Below are 23,066 nucleotides of genomic sequence, written 5' to 3'. Positions count from 1 at the left end.
TACTATATAATTAGCAAATAAGCAATAAGCAGAAAAAATTTCTAAAGCCATTTACCCTATACAAAGGATATACAAACGATACACAAAGAGCGAAGGATAAGCGTACAATTAGCGAAGTACGAACGTCTAATAACCTAACCAAAACCAGAAAAATATACTACATCAAAGATTTTTCCTTGCCATTTACTTATTGTTTTGTACTTTTGCCGCCGAAGATTAAAAAATAAAAACTATGAAAAAGAACATTTATTACTTTGTTATGGGCGTTTTTGCCCTATTGGCTACAGCCTCTTGCTCTAAATCAGAGAGCGAAGAAAGCGCAAAATATCAGAACCTACCTCAAGAGGTCAAAAGCATCATTTCTGATAAAATTCTAAGAAAATTAGAAGCGAGCGGTATGGTCATACATACCGGTACTACCCCTCCTAATATCGAAGGTACTTTCAATATAACTCCGTTTGAGTTAGCTTTTACTGATGTGCCCGATAATCAGTATGTTGTAGGTTATAAAATAACAGGTTATACCTATCGTTTCTACGACCAACAGGGCGTAAAAATAAAAACGGACTACGAAAACCTCGATTTCTTAAGTAATGATAAAGCGATAGGCAAAGGTACTATTATTTCGGGCAGTGAGAATAAATTCACTGCTTATATGGCTTTTGAAGGTGAAGATAACTCTATAAGTGCCAGCTACAAACAGTTAGCTGTCATTTCAGGAGAAATCACCGCACAAGGTATTAAGAACTTCAAGTATGCTTTTTATTTATTAGAAAAGAATGACCCTCTGAATACCCTAATGCCAGTAGGGGGTACCCGTATTTGGTTCGACAGCGATAATATGTCTGAAAGAGAATAAATCAACCTACAAGTTGCTAGTTAATGTATAAAAAAACGTGGGATATCCCACGTTTTTTTATTACCATTGTTTTTGAAATACCAAAATAGTATTTGTGTTGCCAAAGAAAAGAGTTTGTTTATCATCGCTAAAGCTAAACGGAATAGGTACTTTTTGTCCGTTAGAAACGTTGTAATACGTATTGCCTTCTCTTGCCCAAGCAAAGGTTTTTCTTTCTTCATCACCACATTTCACACCGTCATCTGATAACCTGTAGTATATGGTAAAACCAATTGTACTTGCTACAATATCACCTCTAAAGCAAGCAGGAATACCCGCCTTAAATTCTTTTATAGTCTTACCGCTCTTCAATTGTACTTTGGTAAGTCTCCAATAACCTACAAAGGGGTCTAAGTGACTATAATCTACGCCCCGCTTATGAAGAATCAATGTTTCATCATTACCTTTATCATTTAGGAAACGCAGTATGAGCTCTTTGTTTTTCATTTCATAATTGATAGTAGCTGTTTGTCCTTTGTAGCCTTTAGGAGAATCAGCCATTATAGTCAAATGAAAAGCACTGTTAGAAGCGGTGTAATCGTAATACTTAAAGTCTTCTTCACAAGTAGAATTATCTTCATATACCCGTTTGTGCTTCAGCTGGTTGTCAGAGATTTCAAATACAGTTCGTTTTGAACATTGATTGGGAGTATACCAATTGTATTCGTTTATACTTTGTTTTAGGTTGTACATAGTATGGATATACCAATCACCTTTAAGCGAAGTACTACTACCATTGTCATCATCTTTTCCGCAAGAGAAAAGACATAAAGCTGTGGCAACAAGTGCCGATAAGATACGTTTTTTCATATTTGTTTTTATTTTAAAAGTGAATATTGGGACAAAGATAATAAAAAATACGTTTATATCTTATATAATATTTTTTTATAATCAAAAAATATACTTATTTTTGCCTTGAAAATTGTAAATTTATATAGAGGGTTATGAGTAGTATTTTTGTTATTGGTATTTTTCTGTGTTGCTTTCTCTCGGTATTGCTCTTTAGCAAAGCCGCTAAAAGGCTGCCCGACAATATACTGGGGGTCTGGTTGTTATGCATTGCAGTCTACTTGCTCAACTACTACCTGCACTATTTAGGGTATTGGGAAAAATACCCGCATTTAGTAGGGGCTACTCATCCATTCCCTTTGCTGTTTGCGCCTTTTGTCTATCTTTATGTCATTACTAACCTACGCCAGCCACAGCGACTCTATTGGCGAGACAGTCTTCACTTTCTCCCTTTTGCAGTTACCTATGTGCTAATGTTCCCCTTTTTATTTGGTTATTCTGCTGCCGAAAAGGCAATGATAGACCAAGCCGATTACCACAGCCCCTACCAATGGCTATTTACTATTTCATTTATAGCTTTTGTAATCGTATGCGTAGCCTATTCAGTAGCAACCTATCATAAAATCAACCAATACGAACAAATTATAGGCGAGCAGTTTGCCTATAATGAGGGTATTAGCCTACAATGGCTACGACTCTTACTCATCGGGTTCGGAATCATTTTCTCAGTGATGATAGTCGGATATGTACTCCAGTTTCTGTTAGAAATAGAGTTGGCAGTCAATATAGAACTCATTTTCTTAGGTCTTTTTGTATTGCTTATAGCACTTATTGGTTTCTGGGGCATACGCTATCAAGGCATTTTTACTGCTGAAAAACCCAAAGTATTGTACTCTTCAGAAAAGCCAGCTGAGGCAGAAGAAACTGAAGAGCCGCTTAAAATGCCAGAGTACTGCAAATCAGGACTCAAGCCAGAAGAGGCGAAAAACCTACATCAGCAACTACTTACGCTAATGGCTACTGAAAAACCTTACCTCGAACCCAAACTCTCTTTGTCCCAATTAGCGGAGAGTTTAGGAGTTCTACCCAACCATTTGTCGCAAATCATCAACCAGTATGAGGGTAAGAATTTCTATGATTTTGTCAATAGCTATCGTGTAGACGAATTTATAGCTTTAGCCAAAAAAGATACTGATAAAAACTTCAATCTATTAGGACTTGCTTTCGAAGCGGGCTTCAACTCCAAATCATCATTCAACCAAGTTTTCAAGAAGATAAAAGGACAGACCCCAAGCCAATTCGTAAATGAGGGATAAAGAAATAAATTTTTATACCCGAAAAGGTATATATTTAATAAAAATACGTATCTTTGTACCCGAAAAGGTATACTCATTAGTAATTTTCCCATTATGAACATAGCTTCTTTTGTAAAAGAAAGACGTAAGCAGCTAAAACTCACACAGACCGAACTAGCAATGCGTGCAGGAGTAGGTTTGCGTTTTGTACGCGAATTAGAGCAAGGCAAAAGCACCTTGCGTTTAGATAAAGTAAATCAAGTATTAGCCCTCTTCGGTGCCGAAGTAGGGGTAATAACCCTTGTTGAGAAATGAAACAAGCTGTTATATATTACAAAAATCAATTAGCAGGACTCCTTACTGAAGATGAGGAGGGGTATCACTTTGCGTATGATGAGCACTATTTAGCACAGCCACAAGCCAAGCCTATCAGCCTTACCCTACCCTTACAGACAGCACCTTACCACAGCAGTATACTTTTCCCTTTTTTTGACGGACTCATACCCGAAGGCTGGCTGCTGCAAATTGCTACTGACAATTGGAAACTCGATCCTCGCGACCGATTTGCGCTACTTTTGGCTATGTGCAAAGATTGTATAGGATGCGTATCAGTAATACCAAAAACAGAAAATAATGTTTAAGTGTTTATATTGTTATAAAGAATTAAATGCCAATGAAACTGACTTTCATAAGGCTTGTAGCAGACAGTTTTTTGCAAGTGCTACCCCCCCACTATTGTCTTTAAACAAAGAACAATTAGAAACCCTTGCCAAAGAAATCATCTTAAAGAGTATAGCTGTTACGGGGGTACAACCAAAATTATCATTACAGTTAGAAAAAACAAGGAATGAAACCCCGCGCCTTACTTTAGTAGGTCTTTATGGCGATTATATACTGAAGCCTCCTTCAGAGCAATATCCTTGCCTACCCGAAAATGAAGACCTTACAATGCACTTAGCTGAAGTAGCAGGTATACGCACCGCAGCACATTCACTTATTCGTCTTTCTTCAGGTGAATTAGCCTATATTACACGCCGATTTGATAGACAGAACGGACAAAAAATAGCTGTTGAAGATTTCTGTCAGCTAACCGAAACGCTTACTGAGCACAAGTACAGAGGGTCAGTAGAGAAAATAGGCAAATTAGTGCGACAATTCACCACCAACAAAGGCTATGAACAGCAACGCCTTTTTGAGTTGATACTCTTTTGCTATCTCACAGGGAATACCGATATGCACCTTAAGAATTATGCACTTATTGAAAACGCCTTAGGGCAGTATGAACTCAGTCCTGCTTACGATTTGCTTAGCACTCTTTTAGTACTTTCTGATGAAGAAGAAAGTGCCCTTACTATCAATGGTAAGAAAAACCGCCTCAAACGTACTGATTTCGATAGTCTAGCAAAATCCTTACAAATAAACGAAAAAACAGTAGCTGCCATTTACCAGCGATTTGCCAAAATACTCCCCACTTGGCAACAGTGGATTGAACGTAGTTTTCTTCCTGCTGAAATGAAAAAACAATATTCCGATTTAATAATTGCCAAATTAGCTCATTTTTAAATCAAAAAAAGGCGTCCAAACCCTCACGCTTGGGCGATGCACTTCTTTTTGCACCGTACTTTTGCCCCAGAATTTTAAAAGTATTACGCAATGAAAACCTTTTTTCATATCTTCTTGCTTTTAGTGCTACCTCTTACCGCACAAGCACAAGATATTACCCAAACCCTCAGAGGTACTGTTTACGACCAAAGCACACACGAACCCCTAATATGGGCTACCGTAGTGGTGCAAAACTCCGACCCTGTTATAGGAACAACTACCGATGAAAACGGTCATTTCACCCTCCCAAATCTTCGTTTAGGAAGAGTCACTTTAGAGGTTTCTTATATAGGCTATGATAGCCGGACAATTCCCGAAATACTCCTTACCTCAGCCAAAGAAGTCGTGCTAAGCATTGCCCTCAGAGAAGCCTTTACCGAGCTCGAGGGAGTCGAGTTAGTAGCAGGAATACGTAAAGAAAAAGCCCTCAACGCAATGGCAACCGTCAGCGCGCGCACCTTTTCGGTAGAAGAGACGCAGCGTTACGCCGGCGGACTTAGCGACCCTGCCCGCTTGGCATCAGCCTTTGCTGGGGTCTCTACAGGCAACTTGCAAGACAACTCCATTATCGTGCGTGGCAATGCTCCACAAGGCGTACAATGGCGATTAGAAGGGGTGGAAATCCCCTCACCTCAGCACTTCTCTGGCGGCAATGTCATTGGCGGCGGACTGGTAACGCTCTTTAGCAATCAAGTGATTAGCAATTCCGATTTCCTTACAGGCGCTTTTCCTGCTGAATACGGCAATGCTATGGCAGCTGTTTTCGATGTAAAAATGCGCACCGGCAACACTTCTCGCTACGAACACACCGCTCAAGTAGGCGTCTTAGGACTCGATTTTGCTTCCGAAGGTCCTATTTCGCGCGCCAAAGGCTCTTCTTATCTTTTCAACTATCGCTATTCTACTTTGGGTTTGCTTAATGATTTGAAGCTCAACAATACAGGGCAACGCATCAAGTACCAAGACCTTTCCTTTAAATTGAATTTCCCTACCGAAAAAACAGGTACTTTCTCTCTTTGGGGCATTGCAGGCATCGATGATACCCATAAAGAAGCTATTAAAACCCCCAGCGATTGGAAGACTGACATCGACCGTGTAACTAACAGCTGGGATACCTACGTAGGTACGATAGGGTTACGCCACCAAATCACTGCGGGCGAAAAGAGTTTTGTAGAGTCGCACGCTGCTTTTTCAAGCACTGACGACCGCATTACTACCGATTACCTTTCAAATGACGCTTCAGTGTTCACCCCCGACAGTCGCCTGAAAAAGCAAAACGGAACCCTTACGCTGGCTACTTCGCTTACCCATAAACTTTCTTCCTCAGCTACTTTCAAAGCAGGGATTACCCACAAACAGCTTTTCTATAACTACGACCTCAGTGCAGCACAAGACTATGTGCCAAGCACCTATGCGCGTATTGTCAATTCAGCAGGCAATACCAATTTTACCGAAACCTACGGGCAGGTCAAATACCAGCTATCGCCTTCTCTTTTGGTTAATCTGGGCTTGTGCGCTCACCACTTTGGTCTGAGAAAAGAGATAATGTTAGAAAACAGAGCAGGCTTACTCTGGACGCTCAACAATCAACATAGTTTGAGTTTCGGCTATGGCAAGCATAGTCGCCCCGAAGACCTCAGCGTATATATGGTTGAATTGGGTGGAGTTGCCGTAAATAAAGATTTGAAAATCAGCGAGGCACATCATTTTGTATTAGGCTACGATTGGCAACTTACCGATAAATTGCGCTTCAAGGCAGAGGGGTATTTTCAGTATCTGTGGAATATTGCTGGCGAAGAAGGTACCAGCTATTCGCTTATCAACCTACGCCGTGCGTTGTACCTCAACAAAAAGCTTGTGAATAATACCGAGGGGCGCAATTATGGCATCGACCTTACTTTAGAGCGCTTTTTAGCCGATAATTATTACTATCTGATTACCGGTTCAGTACTCACCTCAAAATACAAAGCAGGCGACAATATATGGCGCAACACCCGTTATAACAAAGGTTTTGTGTTAAATGCCCTCTTTGGCAAGGAATTCTATTTTGCTAATAACCGCAAAGTCTTAGATGTAAATGCACGGGTAACTGTTACAGGTGGCGAGCGTTATAGTCCTATTTTACAGAGTCAGTCGCTGGCTGCCAAACGAGTGATATTTGATGAAAGTCGCGCTTTTAGCGAGCAATTGCGCCCCCTCACCTACGCTGACCTAACGGTAAATTATCGCATCAATCACCACAAGTGCTCGAGTGTATTCTCTTTTCAAATGAAAAACGTACTCGGTGCCCCTATCTACATCGACCATAATTACAATTACCAAACCGGTCAAATAGAGCTTAGCAAAGCCACTTTGGTCATTCCAAACATCAGTTATAAAATTGAATTTTAAGGCAGCCGTATAGGCAAAGTTAATTATGAAGAAATATCAACACCCCGTATTGTTTTTTACCCTTTCCCTTGTTATTCCTTGGGCATTGTGGTTTGTGGTGGCTTATTGGAGTCACCAGCCAAAAGCACCTAATGCTTTTTGGGCAGGTTTTTTTGAGTTAGCAGGTCTATTAGCACCTGTGGGGGTAGCAGCCTACTTATTTGCCCGCGATAAAGCCCTTTTATCCGACCTAAAAGCGCGTTTTATAGGCAAGAACCTACTTAGCAACCGCTATTTCTGGATTACCATCTTATTTCCGCCTATTTCCATTATTGTGGCACAACTCATTTCCCTCGATTTAGGACACAGTCTCGACCAGTTTTACATTTCAGGGCAACCCAGCTTTAGTTCAGCGCCTTTCAATACTTGGTTTGTACTTTGTTTAGCACCTGTAGTGGAAGAGTTAGCTTGGCACACCTATGGCACTGATGCCTTGCGCAGTAAGTGGAGTTTATTCACCTCATCGGTTATTTTCACGGTCTATTGGGGGTTGTGGCATTTACCTCTTTTCTTTGTAAAGGACTATTACCAAAGCAACATACACGCCGAAGGGCTGCTCTATACTATAAACTTTTTTGTAAGTTTGTTTGCTTTTGTATTTATCATCAACTGGTTGTATTACAAATCAGGGCGCAATGTACTAATAGCTATATTATTTCATTTGGTAGCCAATGTTTCCAACGAAATCTTTGCCACCCACCCCGATAGCAAGGTAATACAAACAGGCTTATTCGCCCTACTAATGGGCTATATACTCATAAAAGAGAGAAAACTGTTTTTTAGTACCAGCCACACTCAGATGAAAGCCTAATATGTAACCCATAATTTGCTTATTAACAAATTAATAGCTACTTTTGTGGTGCAAAACACTTTATCAATCATATGAACGCAAAACCAAATCCTGAAAAACTAGGTATAGTAGTATTTTTTGTTATATTTGCTATAATGCTAATTGCCTCCCTAATGTTTATTTTTGAATGATGTGATGAAGAGTTGTTACTTTGACTCGCGTAATAACAAATACCTTACTTGAGCTATTGATGGTGATACTGTACCAAAACCTATAACTTTTTTAAAAGAATCAGCAGAGTGGAGTGACAGTGAAAGTGAAGCTTTTTTTGAAGAAATGAAACAAACAACAGATGCTTTTTTTATTGATAATGAAGGCTATATATACCGGAAAGAACCAGAAAATAAGTGATTATAGAGAAAGGGAAACGAACCTACATTTGCCTACTACTTATTTCAGTACTCCTACAGAAACTATGGAGGTTTTTGCTCACCTGAAACTCTATAGTAACAAAAATTTGCACTATAAACTGTTTAATGATAGAGGTAGAACTTACATCATTAAGAATTAATAGCAAAAACAATGTTCTTTTGATACATTAGCTAACTTACTTTATATTTGGGGTAGTTGAATTAAATGATATAACTTGCCATTGAGCATTTCTATATGTGTATCTTACCTTAAGGTTCTATATCAGCTTTTGGGTTATATTTTCTAATAGAGGTTTGTAAATGACCATATACCATTTGTGGAAGTCCAATAACTGACCACCCAGAATGTTTTATAAAAACAGTTCTATTACCGCCTTTAGAGCGCCACCAACGCACTTTGACTATTCTCTTAGGGTCAAGTTCTCGAATAGTAAAGAAAGTGAAGAAATACAGTTTTTCTTTGCTTACTATAAAAAAAGGAAAGTATTTCCTTAGTAAGGGCAAATCCTTCTGTACTTCCAGTAAATGCTGAAAATCACTCTTTTCCATCTCTTCCAAAAGCAGGCGTTGGGCTTTAGCATTTTTCCGCACTACATAGCTAAATATGTAATACAACAAAAAAGTGAAAACAACAGGTATCGATATGAGTGCCAACAACCTTTGTGGCATTATCTCAGGTGCACTCCCTTGTTTAGAGTTTATGGCAAAGAGAAGAAGGCTAACAGAGAGAATGAGTGAAAATGAGAAGAATACCTTCAGTCCTATACAAATATATCGTTTGTACTTTTCTACTTTCTCTATATATTGCCTTCGTTCGCTATCTAAAGAATGGTAGGGTATGTAGTGCGCTACACGTTCTTCAAAATTATTTTTTCTCACTACTATAAAGTAGAAGAGACCTCCCATCATAACAAAAGGAAGAAGAAAACTTATCAAAAGAAAAATATCTATGTTCATCATAGGGTTATTCCTATTTTGTTATGCCTTTTTACCATATTTGAGGAAATAATCAATAATTAATTTTTCTAATTCCTCAAAACTGATTTCCAGTTCGCTATCGTTTAGATAAATACCCGTGAAGTCTATGCACATACCCTTGAGCCGATTTAGATATTTTTCAGGATGTTTGAGTTTAATATAGATATGTTGTCCATAATAATTTGCTCTCCCTATAGAAGCTATTTCACTCCAAGCGATTTCTCCTACCCTTTTACCCAGAGGAGTTACATTGCTTTTGAGGTACTCAGAAGTGAGTATTACGCCTTCGTTCTTCTTCGAGCCCCATAATTCTTGTATGTGCTTATAAAAAAGATACGCTCCTGCTATAAAAAGGACTACAAATAGCACGAGATAGAATATTTTTATTCTATCAGCTGATAGAATAAAGACAATAATGGCAGCAATACCAAGCATTATAAGGATATATAAGCCTGTGAGTTTAAGCATTTTCTTTTTGCTAAATGGGATAATTGTGTGATTCATTTTTTTTGTATTTAGTTAATAATAAAATTTTTGATTTGTATATTTTTCAATGACTTGCAAGAAATGAGGGAGTACTTTTTTAGGTAGGGTAAATATTATTTTTTTAGGAGCTTTGAATTCTACATAAATACCATTTCTACGATAGCTCCAATCTAGATCGGTTATTTGGGTGGGGTCAATTTCTTTAATAACAAAGAAAATAAAAATGTACAACTTATCGTTGCAAAGCACAAACGGCGGATTATATTTGGTTGTGAACAACAAACTATCTTTTACTTTAAGGAGGAGCTCAAAGTCGGCATCGCTCATTTGTTCTAAAAGCATATGCTGGGCTTTTTCATTGCGCTTTATTACGTAGAAAAGAAGATAATTCAGTAACAAAATAGGCACATAGACAAATATATCATCATCATAGATTGATAATATATTGAGTATTCCTATTCCCTCATATTCTTCTTTGAGCAATATTGCTATAAAAACACATAGAGGGAGGTAGAAAATAACTAAGAGTATGATTTTTGTGTACTTGCTGTATTTGCATACTTGCTGCCTATAGGCTTCCCGCTTTTGTGAGAGGTGGCGAGTAGGGCTAAAGAGAGCTAAGCGCTCTTCAAAGGCATTTTTGCGCACTACTGTAAAGTACAAAAAGACAATGGTAGGAAGAAAAAAAAGTGCAAAACAAATAATATAAAATGAGTCCATAGTTATTTATTTTTTTGGTCTGTTAATAAATTGAGTTTTGTATATTGTTCTACAATTTGCAAAAAGATATCCAATGCACTTTTAGATATACTAAGGACGGTAACTTTAGCTTTAGAGTCTTTAATACGTACTATAAACCCATGTCTATTACTATACCATTTTACTGAGGTGATTTGAGTAGGGTCAATTTCTTTAATTGTATGAAAAAGAAAAATATATAAGTGATTGTTACACAACACAAATGGTGGGTCATATTTGTAAGGAAAAGATAAATTGTCTCTTAATTTGAGGAGCAGTTCAAAATCGATATCGCTCATTTTCTCTAAAAGCATGCGTTTGGCTTTTTTACTGCGCTGCTGTATATAAAAAATGATATAATAGCACACGAAAAGGGGCAGGAAAATAGCTAACATTAACATCAAGTTCTCATCAGAAAATGGGGTATTAGCTTCGCTTATTTCTTGATAGTTTTCTTTGAACAATACATAGACTAAAATGAAGAAAGGCAGTAAAAACAGGGCGAACATTATATGGTTATATTTACCAACCTTTTGCATATAGGCTTCACGTTTTTGTGGTAGCTGGCGGTAAGGGTAAAAATTAGTGAGGTGTTTTTCAAACTCATTTTTGCGCATTACTGCAAAGTAGAAAAGTGCAAAGAGAAAAAGAAATAAGGGTAAGAACCAGATCATGTAAATTATGTCCATAGTTACTAAAAATTGAGATATTGTTTTTTTAAAATAGTTAAGAGAAAATAATTTCTTCGTTATCTATTTGTAATAAAATTTGAGTTCTGTGTATTGTTCAATGATTTGCAAGAAATAACAAAATCCTCCTTGAGGTAGGATAACGGATATTCTTTTAGGAGTTTTCAGTAGCACAAAAATACTATGTTTACCATAGCTCCAATTTACTTCGGTTACTTTGGAGGGGTCAATTTCGTTGATGGAAAAAAAAGAAAAAACATACAACTGATGATTGCACAACACAAAGGGAGGGTTATATTTGTTCGTGAACGACAAACTGTCTTTTACTTTGAGGAGCAGCTCAAAATCATTATCGCTCATTTGTTCTAAAAACATACGCAGGGCTTTTGCTTTGCGTTTTTTTAGGTAAATGATGAGGTAATGCGCCAAGAAAAGAACTAGTAAGATCATCATCATATTATTAGAGATTGGTATAACTAGTTTGCCTGTTTCCTCATATCTTTCTTTGATTATCAAGGTTATAAAAAAACACAGAGGGAGGTAGAATATTATTAAGAGTATACTATTGAAATACTTGCAATACTTGTATACCTTCTGCATATAGGCTTGGCGCTCCTGTGAGAGTTGGCGAGTAGGGTTAAAGAGAGCTAAGCGCTTTTCAAAGGCATTTTTGCGTACTATTGCTAAATAGAGAAAGAATAGTTCGAAAAACAATAAAGGTAGAAAATATGTAAAGGGAAGTGAATCCATAGTTTATTAACAATATTGTTCTATCTTTCTATTTGAGCATCAGGACTATATCTCTTGATAATTTCCACCAAAATAGGATATACATTCTTATACAAGGAAATTGTTGTAGATGTTGCAGATTTGATATGTACAAGTATATTTCCTCCTCTAGCATAACTAAAGCTTACTTTTTTTATACTTGCAGGATCAATTTCTTTTAATTTAAAACTAAAAAAATACAATCTATCTTTACAAAGTATAAAAGGAGGAAAATATTTAAAGAGATATGTATTTTTTTGTATATCTAACAATAGCTCAAAGTCACTATCACTCATCTGTTCTAAGAGTAGTCGCTGTTTTTTTATATTTTTCATTAAAAAACGATACATTAGATAGGTGCACAAGCATTCTATTAGTATTATGAAAATTATAAAAAGAAAGATAATAAGACTATTGCTCACATCTTGAGATAATAGAGAGACAAACATAATCATCAATGGGAAACTCACAAATAAACCTATAATTATGCTTGCTTTTTTGGTATATCTTTCTGCCCCATTAATATATTCTTGTCGTTGGCTAGAAAGTAATCGAGGAGTATGGTAGGTTAAATGTTTTTCGAAATTACCTTTTCGATTTATAAAGATGTATAATACAAAAATAACTATAAGTATAGGTACTATAAGTAAAATCATCGAGGTATTCATAGTTGTAATTCATTTAAATTTTCTGACATATAATTAGGGGTTAATTCTTATTCTAAGAACTAACCCCTAAAATTCATTATTAACTCACTATATTGATAATTCTATTAGGCACAACAATGACCTTTTTAGGGGTGTTACCTTGTAGCTGTTCTGCTGTTTGAGGGTCGGCAAGGATGGCTTGCTCTATCTCGGCAGGGGTCATACTGGTTGCAAAAGCACGTTTGAAGCGTACTTTGCCATTGAACGATACAGGATATTCCTTGCTGTCCTCTTGCAAATACTTATCCTCGTGTACAGGATAAGGTGCATAAGTTACGCTTTCGGTATTTCCGAGCCTTTTCCAGAGCTCTTCAGCAATATGTGGAGCAAAGGGTGCTACCAGTACCGAAAGAGGCGCTAAAATGTCTCTATGGTGGCATTTTAGCGATGATAGCTCATTCACACATATCATAAACTGACTCACCGAGGTATTGAATGAGAAATTCTCGATATCTTCATTTACCTTTTTGATGGTTTTATGCAGTGCTTTGAGCATCTCGGGTGTAGGGGCTTCGTCGGTTACTTGCCAGCCATTGTCATTGAAATACAAACGCCATAGCTTACGCAAGAAGTTATATACCCCCGAAATACCTGCTGTGTTCCAAGGTTTGGCTTGTTCCAAAGGACCTAAGAACATTTCGTAGAGGCGTAATGTATCAGCTCCGTACTGCTCGCAAATATCATCAGGATTTACCACATTGTATTTAGATTTCGACATTTTTTCGACTTCGCGACCTGTGAGGAAATCCTCCCCCTGTCCCCCTCCCAAGGAGGGGGTGTAGAGTGCACCATTTTCTAAAATAAACTCGGCATTGGCAAATTCTTTACGCCACGCTTTGAATTTCTGAATGTCTAACTCATCAGAAGTATCTTTGAGGAGAGAAACATCTACGTGAATAGGTTGTACCGATTGCCCTTTTATTTGGTTCTTAGATACAAAAGTGTTCGTACCTTCTAAGCGATACGCAAAGGCACTCATTCCCAGTATCATACCCTGATTAATCAGTTTTTTGAAAGGTTCTTCAGTAGGGGCAAAACCGCGGTCTTTGAGGAATTTGTTCCAGAAACGTGAGTACAAGAGGTGTCCTGTGGCGTGTTCGCTACCCCCTACGTAAAGGTCTACGTTTTGCCAGTAATCTACTACGGGTTTGGTAGGGAAGGTTCCACGTGCGTCTTTTTCCATCATATACTCTAACCAATACCAAGAAGAGCCCGCCCAACCTGGCATAGTATTCAATTCTAACGGGAATATCGTTTGATTATCAATGAGTTCGTTGCTTACTACCTTGTGATTTGTGGTATCCCACGCCCAAGTGGTAGCATTGCCCAACGGTGGATTTCCCTCTTCGGTAGGAAGGTATTTTTCTACTTCGGGTAGGTGAATAGGTAGGTGCTCCTCGCCTATCATCTGTGGCAAGCCGTTTTTATAATATACTGGGAAAGGTTCGCCCCAATAACGCTGACGTGAGAAAACAGCATCGCGGAGGCGGTAATTCACCTTGGCTTTGCCTGCACCCTTGGCTTCTAAGGCTGCCAACACTTTAGCAACTGCCTCGCTAAAATTATTGCAACCATTGAGAATATCAGAGTTTTGGTAAGTCATTCCCTCTTTGTCAGTAAAGGCGTTTTCTGAAATATCTTTATCGAAAATGTTGATAGGTTCAGGCATTCCTTTGGCGCCCTTGAAGTGTTTAGCAAAGGCATAATCGCGGTCGTCGCCAGCAGGCACTGCCATAACAGCCCCCGTACCATAGCTTGCCAATACATAATCGCCTATCCAGATAGGAAGCTGCTTGCCGGTAAGTGGGTGCACGGCATACGCCCCTGTAAAAGCCCCCGATACGGTTTTGGTATCCGCCATACGGTCGCGCTCTGAACGCTTGGCAGTAGCTGCGATATAAGCCTCTACCTCAGCACGTTGCTCCTCAGTAGTGATAAGAGGCACTAAGGCGTGCTCAGGAGCCAAAGTAAGGTAAGTAACCCCGAAAAGGGTGTCGGGGCGAGTAGTGAATATCCTCACCCCCTGCCCCTCTCCCAAGGAGAGGGGAGAATCCGCAAAAGAGAGTTCATTATTCTCAAAAGCCTTATTTTGTTTTGAGAAATTAGGGGTATTAACAAGTATATCTTTTATTTTTGTTAAAACAGCTTCTGTATTACCAAGAACTTCTTCATTAGTAAAGCGGATTACTTTAAATCCTTTTTCATTGAGATACAACGTACGCTGCTGATCGTATTCTTTTTGAGTAGGGTCATTATGATAACCTCCATCTACTTCAATAACTAAATTCTTAGAAAGGCAAACAAAATCAACAATAAAATCATCAATCAAATGTTGTCTTCTAAACTTATCTCCTAATTTTTTATCACGCAAAAGTTCCCACAATGCTGCTTCTGCATCAGTAGGTTCTTTTCGCATACGTTTGGCTTCTTCTATAAGTCTGTATGCATTATTTCCTCCTGTCATAAAGAAAGGTGTCCTCACCCCCTGCCCCTCTACTTGGGCTAGAGGAAAAACAACTTCAGCTCCTACTGATTTTCCTATCCAGTTGCGTTGGCTTTCTTTGATGCTCTCACTCCAATCGATGGTGTCTAAGCCTTGCAAAAGGCGTTCAGCATAAGCCGTGATGCGCATACTCCATTGAGTCATCTTCTTTCTGATAACAGGGTGACCCCCACGCTCAGATACGCCATTGACGATTTCATCGTTGGCGAGTACAGTACCTAAAGCAGGACACCAGTTTACTTCAGTTTCTGCCAAATAGGTAAGTCGGTATTTGAGGAGGATTTGTTGCTGCTCTTCTGATGAAAAAGCGCGCCACTCTTCCGCAGTGAAGGTAGGGGTATCGTCGTCGCAAGGAGCATTTACCTTGCTATTGCCTTGTTTTTCAAAGAGCGCTATAAGGGTTTCGATAGGCTCTGCTTTGTCAGTTTCGTTGTTATACCACGAGTTAAACAACTGTATGAATATCCACTGGGTATGGCGATAGTAGTCGGGGTCAGAGGTTTTCACCTCGCGACTCCAATCGAATGAAAAGCCTATTTTATCGAGCTGCTCGCGGTAGCGGGCGATGTTCTGCGCCGTAGTAACCGCTGGGTGCTGACCTGTTTGGATAGCGTATTGCTCGGCAGGCAAACCGAAACTGTCGTATCCCTGAGGGTGCAATACGTTAAAGCCTTTGTGACGCTTGTAGCGCGCCACGATGTCGCTGGCAATATAGCCCAGCGGATGCCCTACGTGTAAGCCCGCTCCTGAGGGATAAGGGAACATATCGAGGACATAGTACTTAGGTTTAGTGCTGTTATTTTGGGCTTTGAAAGTTTGATGTTTTGCCCAATATTCTTGCCAAAAGGCTTCTATTTCTTTGTGATTATAAAGCATAATTCTTAATTTGTCGATTTGTCGATTTGCCAATTATGGGGCAAAGATAGTGTATAATTGATAGATATGCAAATTTGGGGCATTTTAAGATAAGAGAGAGGTAAGAGATAAGAAAATAGGCTTTGTCGAAGTTTTGGGACTTTGACAAAGCTTATTACAAACCTTACTTAATTCTGCAATTGGTGGCTTCTGCTGCCTCGCAGATGAAATTGTAGAGTGTTTGGCTAAATTCAGTATCTTCTGGACGATTAAATGAAACGTCATTGGGATGAGCCACTCTGTAAGGGGCTGTAATATGTGGAGCGTAGAATAATTTTACCCATTTTATTAATTTCTCTTTTAAGGGACTTTCACTACTTTGAATTTGGGTTAGTAAACATTCATAAAATTCATCGGTTACCTTAAAAACACAATTCCTTTCAGAAGGTTTCACTTTATCTAAATAGCAATAAGCCCAGAAATTACACTGTATCATTTCTGCTTGAGAGAAATCTATATTTTCCATTCGGTTATCTACTTTTTCAGGTAAAATAGGTTCTTTTTGCGAAGTAAAGTCTCTTACTCCCCAGAAAGAAGTATCATAAAGTACACCTTCAAAGGTACAATTTTTTAAGGACGAATACCAAAATTTAGTTTTGTAAATATCACCAATGAATAAGCAATCTTCTATCAGCTTACAGTTAAAATCTAAGCGTACATTCTTTTTGATATCAGAAAAGAGGCAGTCTTTAATGACTGCTTGGAGGAAGCCAACACCTTTGTATTTGCAATTGATAAAACAACACGATAGGAATGTAGCCCCTCGTCCACAAAGGGGAGTATATTCACTCTGCTGAAAAGAGCTTTCATCAAAAATTACGCGGTTTATTAGAGGAGTAAAAGTTTCGGTTTCTGCAATTTGAAAATTTTGCCATAGCGAACCTGAGAAATCAGAATTACTAAGAGAAACGTTGATACATTCACCTTTACCAATGAGTTTGATACCGCGAAAATCTTGTAAGTCATCGTCTATTGTAGTACCAAAAGGAGACACACTAAGGTTTTGAGTTGCTGTAAGCACCTCTTGCAAAGTGGGATAAACATCCCAACGTTTTTTGAGTTTTATAGATATTGCCATAGGATTAATTTGCTAATTTTTCTTATCTTTCCAAACATCGGGATTGAAGTAGTAAGTAAGTCCTACTTGGTAGACTACATTTTTAGGTTCGTAGCGGAAAGGGTATTCACGCGTATAATCATCTTTTGTAACACTCCATCGTCCACCTTTGATACGTGCTTCAAGAGAAAGTTGTGGATTGAGGTATATTTCAAGTCCCATAAATCCAGCGATGTCCATCATACGTTGGTCGGGGATTTGAGCATCCTTGCTTAGAGCAAAATCAAGAGATCCTCCGCAATCTAAGCGCATTCCTTTAAAGAATCTAAAACTCATTACATACCCCACTGATAGATAAGGGATAGAGTAGGAAGTGTTGATACCTTTTTCGGAGTATTTGTATTTACTACCTTGACCTGAGTAGGTGAGCTCAAATTTACCTGCAAGAAATTCGTATACATAGTCGGTATAGACAAATCCGAAGTAAGGTTTTTGAACGGGATCGTAATCACCATCACCTCTGAAAGAAAGGTTAGCAAAGTTTATCCCACCTTTAGCACTCAAAGTACTATAGCGCAACCAATCATTTTGTGCTTGTGTGGTAAGGCTTAAGAGCAAAAACAAAGAAGTGATATATTTCATAGTTGATTTACTAATTAGCTAATTATAGGGCAAAAGTAGAGTATAATTCGCAAATGAGCAAATTTGGTGCGAGCTACAAGCTCTATTTATAGTAGGCACGAGCTACAAGCACAAGCGCGGGGGAGTAATAATGGAAGTGGTGAAAACTATGGAAGTTGTATATCAAGGTCTGTTTTTAATTGTTGGGTTGCCTAACTCTGAGTTTCCACATTGCTTCTTCATCAAAGGTTTTAGGGTCGTAGTTTTCCTTGGTTATTTTCTGAACCTTTCTACTATAAGAATACACACTGTTTTTATCTTTAAAATAGCTCTTGTAACCATATTCATAAGTGTAAATAGCTCCTACAAAAGTAAGCGTATCAAAATCAGCTATATTATCTATGATGATATTGTCAATAATGAGTTTATCTCTTGTAGCATAACACATTTTTAGGTCTTTGACTTCTGATGTAAGGGGTATTTCTCTTACAATCTCAATGGGGAGCGTATGGTGTGTTTCTAAATAGTTTTTACTAAATAGGGAGGTAATTTTATATATTACCAATTGGTTGTCTACTACAGCTATTTGTGTGGTGCTTAAGTCATCTCCTAACGTTTTTTCATAGTGATAATACTTTTGTTTAGAGGTGAAGGCTTCCCAAACGTGCTTTTCTATCTGCAGAGGATATAATTTTTTAGATAGACAAATATATTGTTGCTCTCCATCAGTATACAAATCATAGCTCTGATTTAAGTAATGAAAAGCATACTTTACCCTGTTTAATTTATTGATATTTCGCACAGCACTCATATCAATAGGTTGATCATCATATCGCAATGAAATATAATATCCTTCGCTTGTTTTTACCATTTCAAGAGCTTTTACATAAGTAGCATTCTTAACAGGTAGTACAAATCTATAGTTAGCATATTTATCACAACTCCACAAATTACCATCTTTAAAATCCAACAAATACTGTTCATAAAGTTCCCCCTCACTTCGGTATCTGATAAAAGTAGCCTCAGTAAATTTTCTGTTACAGCCTTTTGCTCTCAGATCTTTAGTGATTTCCATAAGATCAGTCCCATTGTAATCCATTACATAAAAAGCATTATCGTCATATAACAGATTTTTGTAATAACTATTGGTTTTTTGAAATTGTACGGTTTTAGCATTAAGTCCCTCTATCTTTTTTAAAGTATATGTTCGGTTATCATACTCATACACAAAGTTTTTATCTTTTAACAAAGTAGTATGTTCCAATTCAGCGATAACAGTAGGGTGCTTGGGAAAATCAGGCATTGGAGTAAGCTCACCATCTTCCATAGCTACCCTCACCCACTTACCATTTACATAAAAGCAATTATTCCTGAAAGTTTGAGTAACACTATTAGTAGGAAACATTTTGACAGCTCTTACACACTGTTTCATATTTTTTGTATAATCTCTAAAATACTCCACAAAATAGTAATTATTGGCATTAGCAATGATTAATTCATTTTCATCCTCCTCACCTGTCATAACAATATGAGCCTCTTTACTATCAAAAGGCAATAAGTATTTTTCATAAGAAGTAATTGCAATTTTATTGCCATTACTATAGTATTTTTTTACTAAATACACTTTTTTACCTTCTATTTTCAAACTGAAGTCTTCATAGAAAGTAATTATAGGACCTGCATAGCTTTTAGCAAGAGACCCTAACAAGACTAATAAAAAAAAGATTCTTTTCATTTTTGAACAGGTATTTTAATAATACGTAATACTCCTTGTATTGTGCCGTACGCAATGGGAAGATGAAAGCATCATTCTTAATTTGTCGATTAGCAAATTTGCCAATTATGGGGCAAAGGTAGTAAATAATTTTGAATTTTGAATTCTGATTTTTTGTTTATTGTTCGGTCATCGTTCGCTTATCCTTCGCTTATCCTTCGCTTATCCTTCGCTTATCCTTCGCTTATCCTTCGCTTATCCTTCGCTTATCCTTCGCTTATCCTTCGCTCATCGTTTAGTGTAAATAGCTTGTTTGTAAATAGGTTTTACCTCCTCTTGCTTTGATATGAGTAATTAACCTATCTAAGTAGATAATCTTATAAAGACAATATGAGTGCCATTTCAGAATATTGTATTCTGATTTAGAAATCTGTATACTTCCTTCTTCGTCTAAGTCTATATCTTCAAATTCGGTATCAAAGGGGGTAGCATCATAACTATCAAATTTATCAGTATATATTTCTAAAAGAAAATCTAAACAAGTACAGTACTCCTCTCCTACTCTATCAGTTCTTTTTATTACATAATTAATAATAGCTCCTTGCCTTACAAAATAGTCAAATAACTGTATATCAGCTTTTGAAGCTACTAATGAAAGTAATGATGGATAGTTAATGGTAATTTTAGAGTTTTCATATTTTAGTAATTAATTTCTCGCTCTACGTAGCCTACTATATTGCCTTTTAGAAAGATAGTGCGGGTAAGCCAGTTGCCTTGTTTATCGAAGGTATGTTCAAATTTTTGGTCGTTGATACCTGTATTATTGCCTTTTTTATCGTAGGTATAGCGCAAGATTTGTGGAGGAGTGTAACCCTCGCGAATACTGCGCTCCACTACCCTACCCTCGCGGTCGTAACGCAAAGCTACGTATATTTGAATAGGTGAGTCGGCTTTAGTGAGCATCTTTAGCAACGTGCGGCGGTTTTGCTTATCAAACTCTTGATACACTAAGGCTTCGGAATGAGGCGTAGTGAGCGTGCCCTCTATGGCGTTACCATTAGCGTCCCACTTAGTGAAAGTATAAACCTGCGTAGGGGTAGCCGTAGCGGTGTTATTTTGCTGAGGTATAGAGGTATAGCTAAGCATACGTCCTTTATCATCATACTTATAAGTACCTATGGTAACCTCTACATAGTGATGGGTTTCTTTGGTAAGTATGACCTGTTGAAGCTTATCATCGGCGTAAGTATATTGGTAATACAGACGAATATTGCCGTATTTTTGTTCTAACGAAACAGCATTACCTGCGGGGTTGAACACGTAGGTATTCTCGGTAGCAAGGCGTTTCTGGGTAAGATTGCCGCGATAGACATCGTAAGTGCGCTCGGTAAGCGTGCTAACATTATCGGTTACTTCTTTTTCTGTGCGTGTAGCGGGCAGATTCATAATCTGGGCTGACCCTATAAGAGGGAGCAGGGCAAATAAAAGTATTCTTTTCATCGTATAGTGGTATTAAAAATGTTCCACGTGGAACATTTATCTTATAAAGGCGAAGCACTTTCTATGCTTCAGGTAATCGAGGTTATGGTCGTTATCGTAGGCTTCTTTTTCAAAAATAATATGGCGGTAAGCAAGGTATTTATCTTTATACTTTAGGTATTTCAGCAGAAAATCGGCTATATACCAAAGGTAGAAAAACACTACTAACAGTTCGCGTTGCTGGGCTAAATGAATGCGTTCGTGATTTTTAAACCTACTATCTTTCAGATACTTAGCATCATTTGTAAATACAAAAGGATATAAAGTAATACCTGAAAAACCTTTAGGTACAAAGAATTTATTGACTACAAACATTTTATTTTTATATTAAAAAATTGATGCTAATTGGCTAGTCGGAGTAGGTAAATATGCGATGAATATTCGCCTTTGCGGTAGCCATAATAGTTAGAACGGAGACCGTTATAGATACCTTTTAGAAAGCTTTTCTTACCGGTTTTGTACTGTTCTGAAAGCATACTTACATAAAAAGCATCAAAAAGCATAGGATAAGTAGCTATAAGCTCGAAGCCTTCGGCAGCAAATAGCTGTTTGATACTGTCCTTAGAAAAGTGCCAAAGGTGTCGCGGTACATCGAAAGCTGCCCAATATTGCTGGTAATGCTTAGCATCAAAAGAGCGATAATTAGGAACTGCTATTACTAATAATCCATTGTCTTTCAGTAGGTTCTTAAGAATTTTAATCTCTTGAACTGTGTCGGGTATATGCTCTAAGACGTGCCATAGAGTTATCACATCAAAGGAATGTAGGGTAAGTGCCTCGTAGTTAGGATAGAGTGTAAGTTGCTTATCGCTAGCTTTAATACGTGCTTTATCGTTAGGCTCTACTCCTACTGCTTGCCAATGAGCATACTGCTGGCAGGCTTTTATAAAGTCGCCTGTGCCTGCTCCTATATCTAACAGATTGATATTATCTTTTTTATATTGACTAATGAGTTTTATTTTATGTTTTAGATTATAGTGCTTTACCCACTGGTATAGTTTCTCGAATAAGGTTTTACGTCCGTCAGTATGCGATATATAATTTTCACTCTCGTAGTATCTACCAAGTTGAGAGGGTACGGGTGTAGTGCGATAGAGTTGCAGCTGCGGGTCGTAGCACAGCTTAAAAGTTTCTTGCGATACACTATAGTCTCTGGTGGTAATATCAGTATACATAATAAGGTTTTATTTTCAGCTGCAAAGATAATAATTAATTGGTAATTATCAAGGGAGAAGTATAAATTGTTCCACGTGGAACTTTTTTTGATTATTTTTAGCCTTAAAATAGTAAAAAATTAAAATAAGGCTCATTTAGAGCGTTTCAGTAAGTGAGTGGTATACTTATATCACTTTTAAAAAATAATGCTTTAAAATGGCTGTATTGAAGTAGTTTTTAATAAAGTATTTTTATAGTGATAATAATAATGATAGAAATAGTTTATAGTTATAAAATAGTAATGAAGAAGAGAAAAATAAAAAGTTTCACGTGGAACAAATATTAATCATCATTTGTTGTTTGTCATTCATAATTATTTTATTACTTTTGCAGTCTAATCAAAATAAAATCTATAGAGATGAAAAAAATATTAATAGCAGGAGTTGCCCTCCTAAGCCTTACCGCTTGTCAAGACAAAATTGCCTTTGTTGACAACGCTAAACTTTTAGACAACTATCAAGAAAAAAAAGACATCAAAGCTAAACTAGATAAGCAAGTAGAGTCTTACCAGAAAAAACGCGATAGTATATCGCAAGCTTTCCAAGCTGAAGCTATGGCTTTTGATAAACAGGCTAAAGAATTGCCTGCTAACGTGGCTCAAAAAAAATATAACGAACTGATGCAGAAAAGCCAAATACTACAGCAGCACCTTATGCAACAGGAACAAACTCTACAAGCTGAAAGTCAAAAAGAACTCGATTCGCTTATCAATAAAGTGAAGAAAAATATAAGAGAATACGGCAAACAAAAAGGATATACTTTTATACTTGGAGCTAACGACGGCGGTAGCGTATTATACGGTGCTGAGAAAAAAGATATTACTAAAGAAGTAACTGAATATCTAAACCAACAATACAAAGGAACTACAAAATAATAAATAAAAAAATAAGGCTGCCCAGCA

Annotated in this window: 23 protein-coding genes; 9 read left to right on the top strand and 14 right to left on the bottom strand. The window is 37.5% G+C overall.

Annotation, left to right across the window (positions count from 1 at the left end):
* Positions 1-232: 232 nt before the first annotated feature.
* A complete protein-coding gene (locus tag C8P65_RS05365) occupies positions 233-859 on the top strand; it encodes a hypothetical protein (protein ID WP_107781918.1) in 627 nt (208 codons plus the stop codon).
* Positions 860-919: 60 nt separating this feature from the next.
* Here the strand turns inward: C8P65_RS05365 and C8P65_RS05360 are convergent, their stop codons facing one another.
* Positions 920-1,708: a lipocalin family protein gene (locus C8P65_RS05360; RefSeq protein ID WP_107781917.1), complete on the bottom strand. Its 789-nt coding sequence runs from the start codon at positions 1,706-1,708 to the stop codon at positions 920-922.
* A 134-nt stretch (positions 1,709-1,842) separates the two neighbouring features.
* Between C8P65_RS05360 and C8P65_RS05355 the strand changes: the two genes are divergently transcribed.
* The 7 genes from C8P65_RS05355 to C8P65_RS12230 all read left to right on the top strand — a co-directional run bounded on the left by C8P65_RS05355 (position 1,843) and on the right by C8P65_RS12230 (position 8,375).
* Entirely contained in the window at positions 1,843-3,003 is a 1,161-nt protein-coding gene (locus tag C8P65_RS05355) for an AraC family transcriptional regulator (protein ID WP_107781916.1), read from the top strand.
* Between the two features lie 93 nt (positions 3,004-3,096).
* The gene (locus tag C8P65_RS05350; protein ID WP_208058390.1) at positions 3,097-3,297 is read left to right on the top strand and encodes a helix-turn-helix transcriptional regulator; all 201 of its coding nucleotides are present in this window, start codon (positions 3,097-3,099) and stop codon (positions 3,295-3,297) included.
* Positions 3,294-3,623 (top strand): HipA N-terminal domain-containing protein, encoded by a 330-nt coding sequence (locus C8P65_RS05345; RefSeq protein ID WP_107781914.1) that lies wholly within the window; start codon positions 3,294-3,296, stop codon positions 3,621-3,623. The genes C8P65_RS05350 and C8P65_RS05345 overlap by 4 nt, the downstream gene beginning before the upstream one ends.
* Complete coding sequence (locus tag C8P65_RS05340; RefSeq protein WP_107781913.1) at positions 3,616-4,545, top strand: type II toxin-antitoxin system HipA family toxin; 930 nt, start codon at positions 3,616-3,618, stop codon at positions 4,543-4,545. Before C8P65_RS05345 ends, C8P65_RS05340 begins: the two co-directional genes overlap by 8 nt.
* A 90-nt stretch (positions 4,546-4,635) precedes the next feature.
* Positions 4,636-6,975 (top strand): TonB-dependent receptor, encoded by a 2,340-nt coding sequence (locus C8P65_RS05335; protein WP_107781912.1) that lies wholly within the window; start codon positions 4,636-4,638, stop codon positions 6,973-6,975.
* Between the two features lie 25 nt (positions 6,976-7,000).
* A complete protein-coding gene (locus tag C8P65_RS05330) occupies positions 7,001-7,825 on the top strand; it encodes a CPBP family intramembrane glutamic endopeptidase (protein WP_107781911.1) in 825 nt (274 codons plus the stop codon).
* Positions 7,826-8,156: 331 nt separating this feature from the next.
* Complete coding sequence (locus C8P65_RS12230) at positions 8,157-8,375, top strand: hypothetical protein (RefSeq protein WP_245887332.1); 219 nt, start codon at positions 8,157-8,159, stop codon at positions 8,373-8,375.
* A 109-nt stretch (positions 8,376-8,484) separates the two neighbouring features.
* Here C8P65_RS12230 and C8P65_RS05320 read toward each other — a convergent pair whose 3' ends face one another.
* The 13 genes from C8P65_RS05320 to C8P65_RS05260 all read right to left on the bottom strand — a co-directional run bounded on the left by C8P65_RS05320 (position 8,485) and on the right by C8P65_RS05260 (position 22,113).
* Positions 8,485-9,195 carry a hypothetical protein gene (locus C8P65_RS05320; RefSeq protein WP_245887331.1) on the bottom strand — a complete coding sequence of 237 codons (711 nt, stop codon included), beginning with the start codon at positions 9,193-9,195 and terminating at the stop codon, positions 8,485-8,487.
* Positions 9,196-9,213: 18 nt separating this feature from the next.
* A complete protein-coding gene (locus C8P65_RS05315; protein ID WP_107781909.1) occupies positions 9,214-9,717 on the bottom strand; it encodes an STM3941 family protein in 504 nt (167 codons plus the stop codon).
* A 15-nt stretch (positions 9,718-9,732) separates the two neighbouring features.
* Entirely contained in the window at positions 9,733-10,419 is a 687-nt protein-coding gene (locus C8P65_RS05310) for a hypothetical protein (RefSeq protein WP_107781908.1), read from the bottom strand.
* A 2-nt stretch (positions 10,420-10,421) separates the two neighbouring features.
* Positions 10,422-11,126 carry a hypothetical protein gene (locus C8P65_RS05305; protein WP_107781907.1) on the bottom strand — a complete coding sequence of 235 codons (705 nt, stop codon included), beginning with the start codon at positions 11,124-11,126 and terminating at the stop codon, positions 10,422-10,424.
* Between the two features lie 63 nt (positions 11,127-11,189).
* Positions 11,190-11,582, bottom strand: a complete 393-nt coding sequence (locus C8P65_RS12395; protein ID WP_342747627.1) for a hypothetical protein — start codon at positions 11,580-11,582, stop codon at positions 11,190-11,192.
* 314 nt (positions 11,583-11,896) lie between these two features.
* Complete coding sequence (locus C8P65_RS05295; RefSeq protein ID WP_107781905.1) at positions 11,897-12,562, bottom strand: hypothetical protein; 666 nt, start codon at positions 12,560-12,562, stop codon at positions 11,897-11,899.
* 79 nt (positions 12,563-12,641) lie between these two features.
* Positions 12,642-15,980 carry a leucine--tRNA ligase gene (locus C8P65_RS05290; RefSeq protein WP_107781984.1) on the bottom strand — a complete coding sequence of 1,113 codons (3,339 nt, stop codon included), beginning with the start codon at positions 15,978-15,980 and terminating at the stop codon, positions 12,642-12,644.
* A gap of 163 nt (positions 15,981-16,143) precedes the next feature.
* Positions 16,144-17,097 (bottom strand): hypothetical protein, encoded by a 954-nt coding sequence (locus tag C8P65_RS05285; protein WP_107781904.1) that lies wholly within the window; start codon positions 17,095-17,097, stop codon positions 16,144-16,146.
* Positions 17,098-17,109: 12 nt separating this feature from the next.
* Positions 17,110-17,718 carry a hypothetical protein gene (locus tag C8P65_RS05280; protein ID WP_009413053.1) on the bottom strand — a complete coding sequence of 203 codons (609 nt, stop codon included), beginning with the start codon at positions 17,716-17,718 and terminating at the stop codon, positions 17,110-17,112.
* Between the two features lie 175 nt (positions 17,719-17,893).
* Positions 17,894-19,432: a hypothetical protein gene (locus tag C8P65_RS05275; RefSeq protein WP_107781903.1), complete on the bottom strand. Its 1,539-nt coding sequence runs from the start codon at positions 19,430-19,432 to the stop codon at positions 17,894-17,896.
* Positions 19,433-20,110: 678 nt separating this feature from the next.
* Complete coding sequence (locus C8P65_RS05270; RefSeq protein ID WP_107781902.1) at positions 20,111-20,911, bottom strand: hypothetical protein; 801 nt, start codon at positions 20,909-20,911, stop codon at positions 20,111-20,113.
* A gap of 36 nt (positions 20,912-20,947) precedes the next feature.
* Positions 20,948-21,265, bottom strand: coding sequence for a hypothetical protein (locus C8P65_RS05265; protein WP_107781901.1), 318 nt, complete (start codon positions 21,263-21,265; stop codon positions 20,948-20,950).
* Positions 21,266-21,291: 26 nt separating this feature from the next.
* Positions 21,292-22,113 carry a class I SAM-dependent methyltransferase gene (locus C8P65_RS05260; RefSeq protein WP_107781983.1) on the bottom strand — a complete coding sequence of 274 codons (822 nt, stop codon included), beginning with the start codon at positions 22,111-22,113 and terminating at the stop codon, positions 21,292-21,294.
* A gap of 410 nt (positions 22,114-22,523) precedes the next feature.
* Between C8P65_RS05260 and C8P65_RS05255 the strand changes: the two genes are divergently transcribed.
* Positions 22,524-23,039: an OmpH/Skp family outer membrane protein gene (locus C8P65_RS05255; RefSeq protein ID WP_107781900.1), complete on the top strand. Its 516-nt coding sequence runs from the start codon at positions 22,524-22,526 to the stop codon at positions 23,037-23,039.
* Positions 23,040-23,066 lie beyond the last annotated feature (27 nt).

Source organism: Capnocytophaga leadbetteri (assembly GCF_003054025.1).
Classification (GTDB): Bacteria; Bacteroidota; Bacteroidia; order Flavobacteriales; family Flavobacteriaceae; genus Capnocytophaga; species Capnocytophaga leadbetteri.
This window is presented reverse-complemented; position numbering and strand designations above follow the sequence as displayed.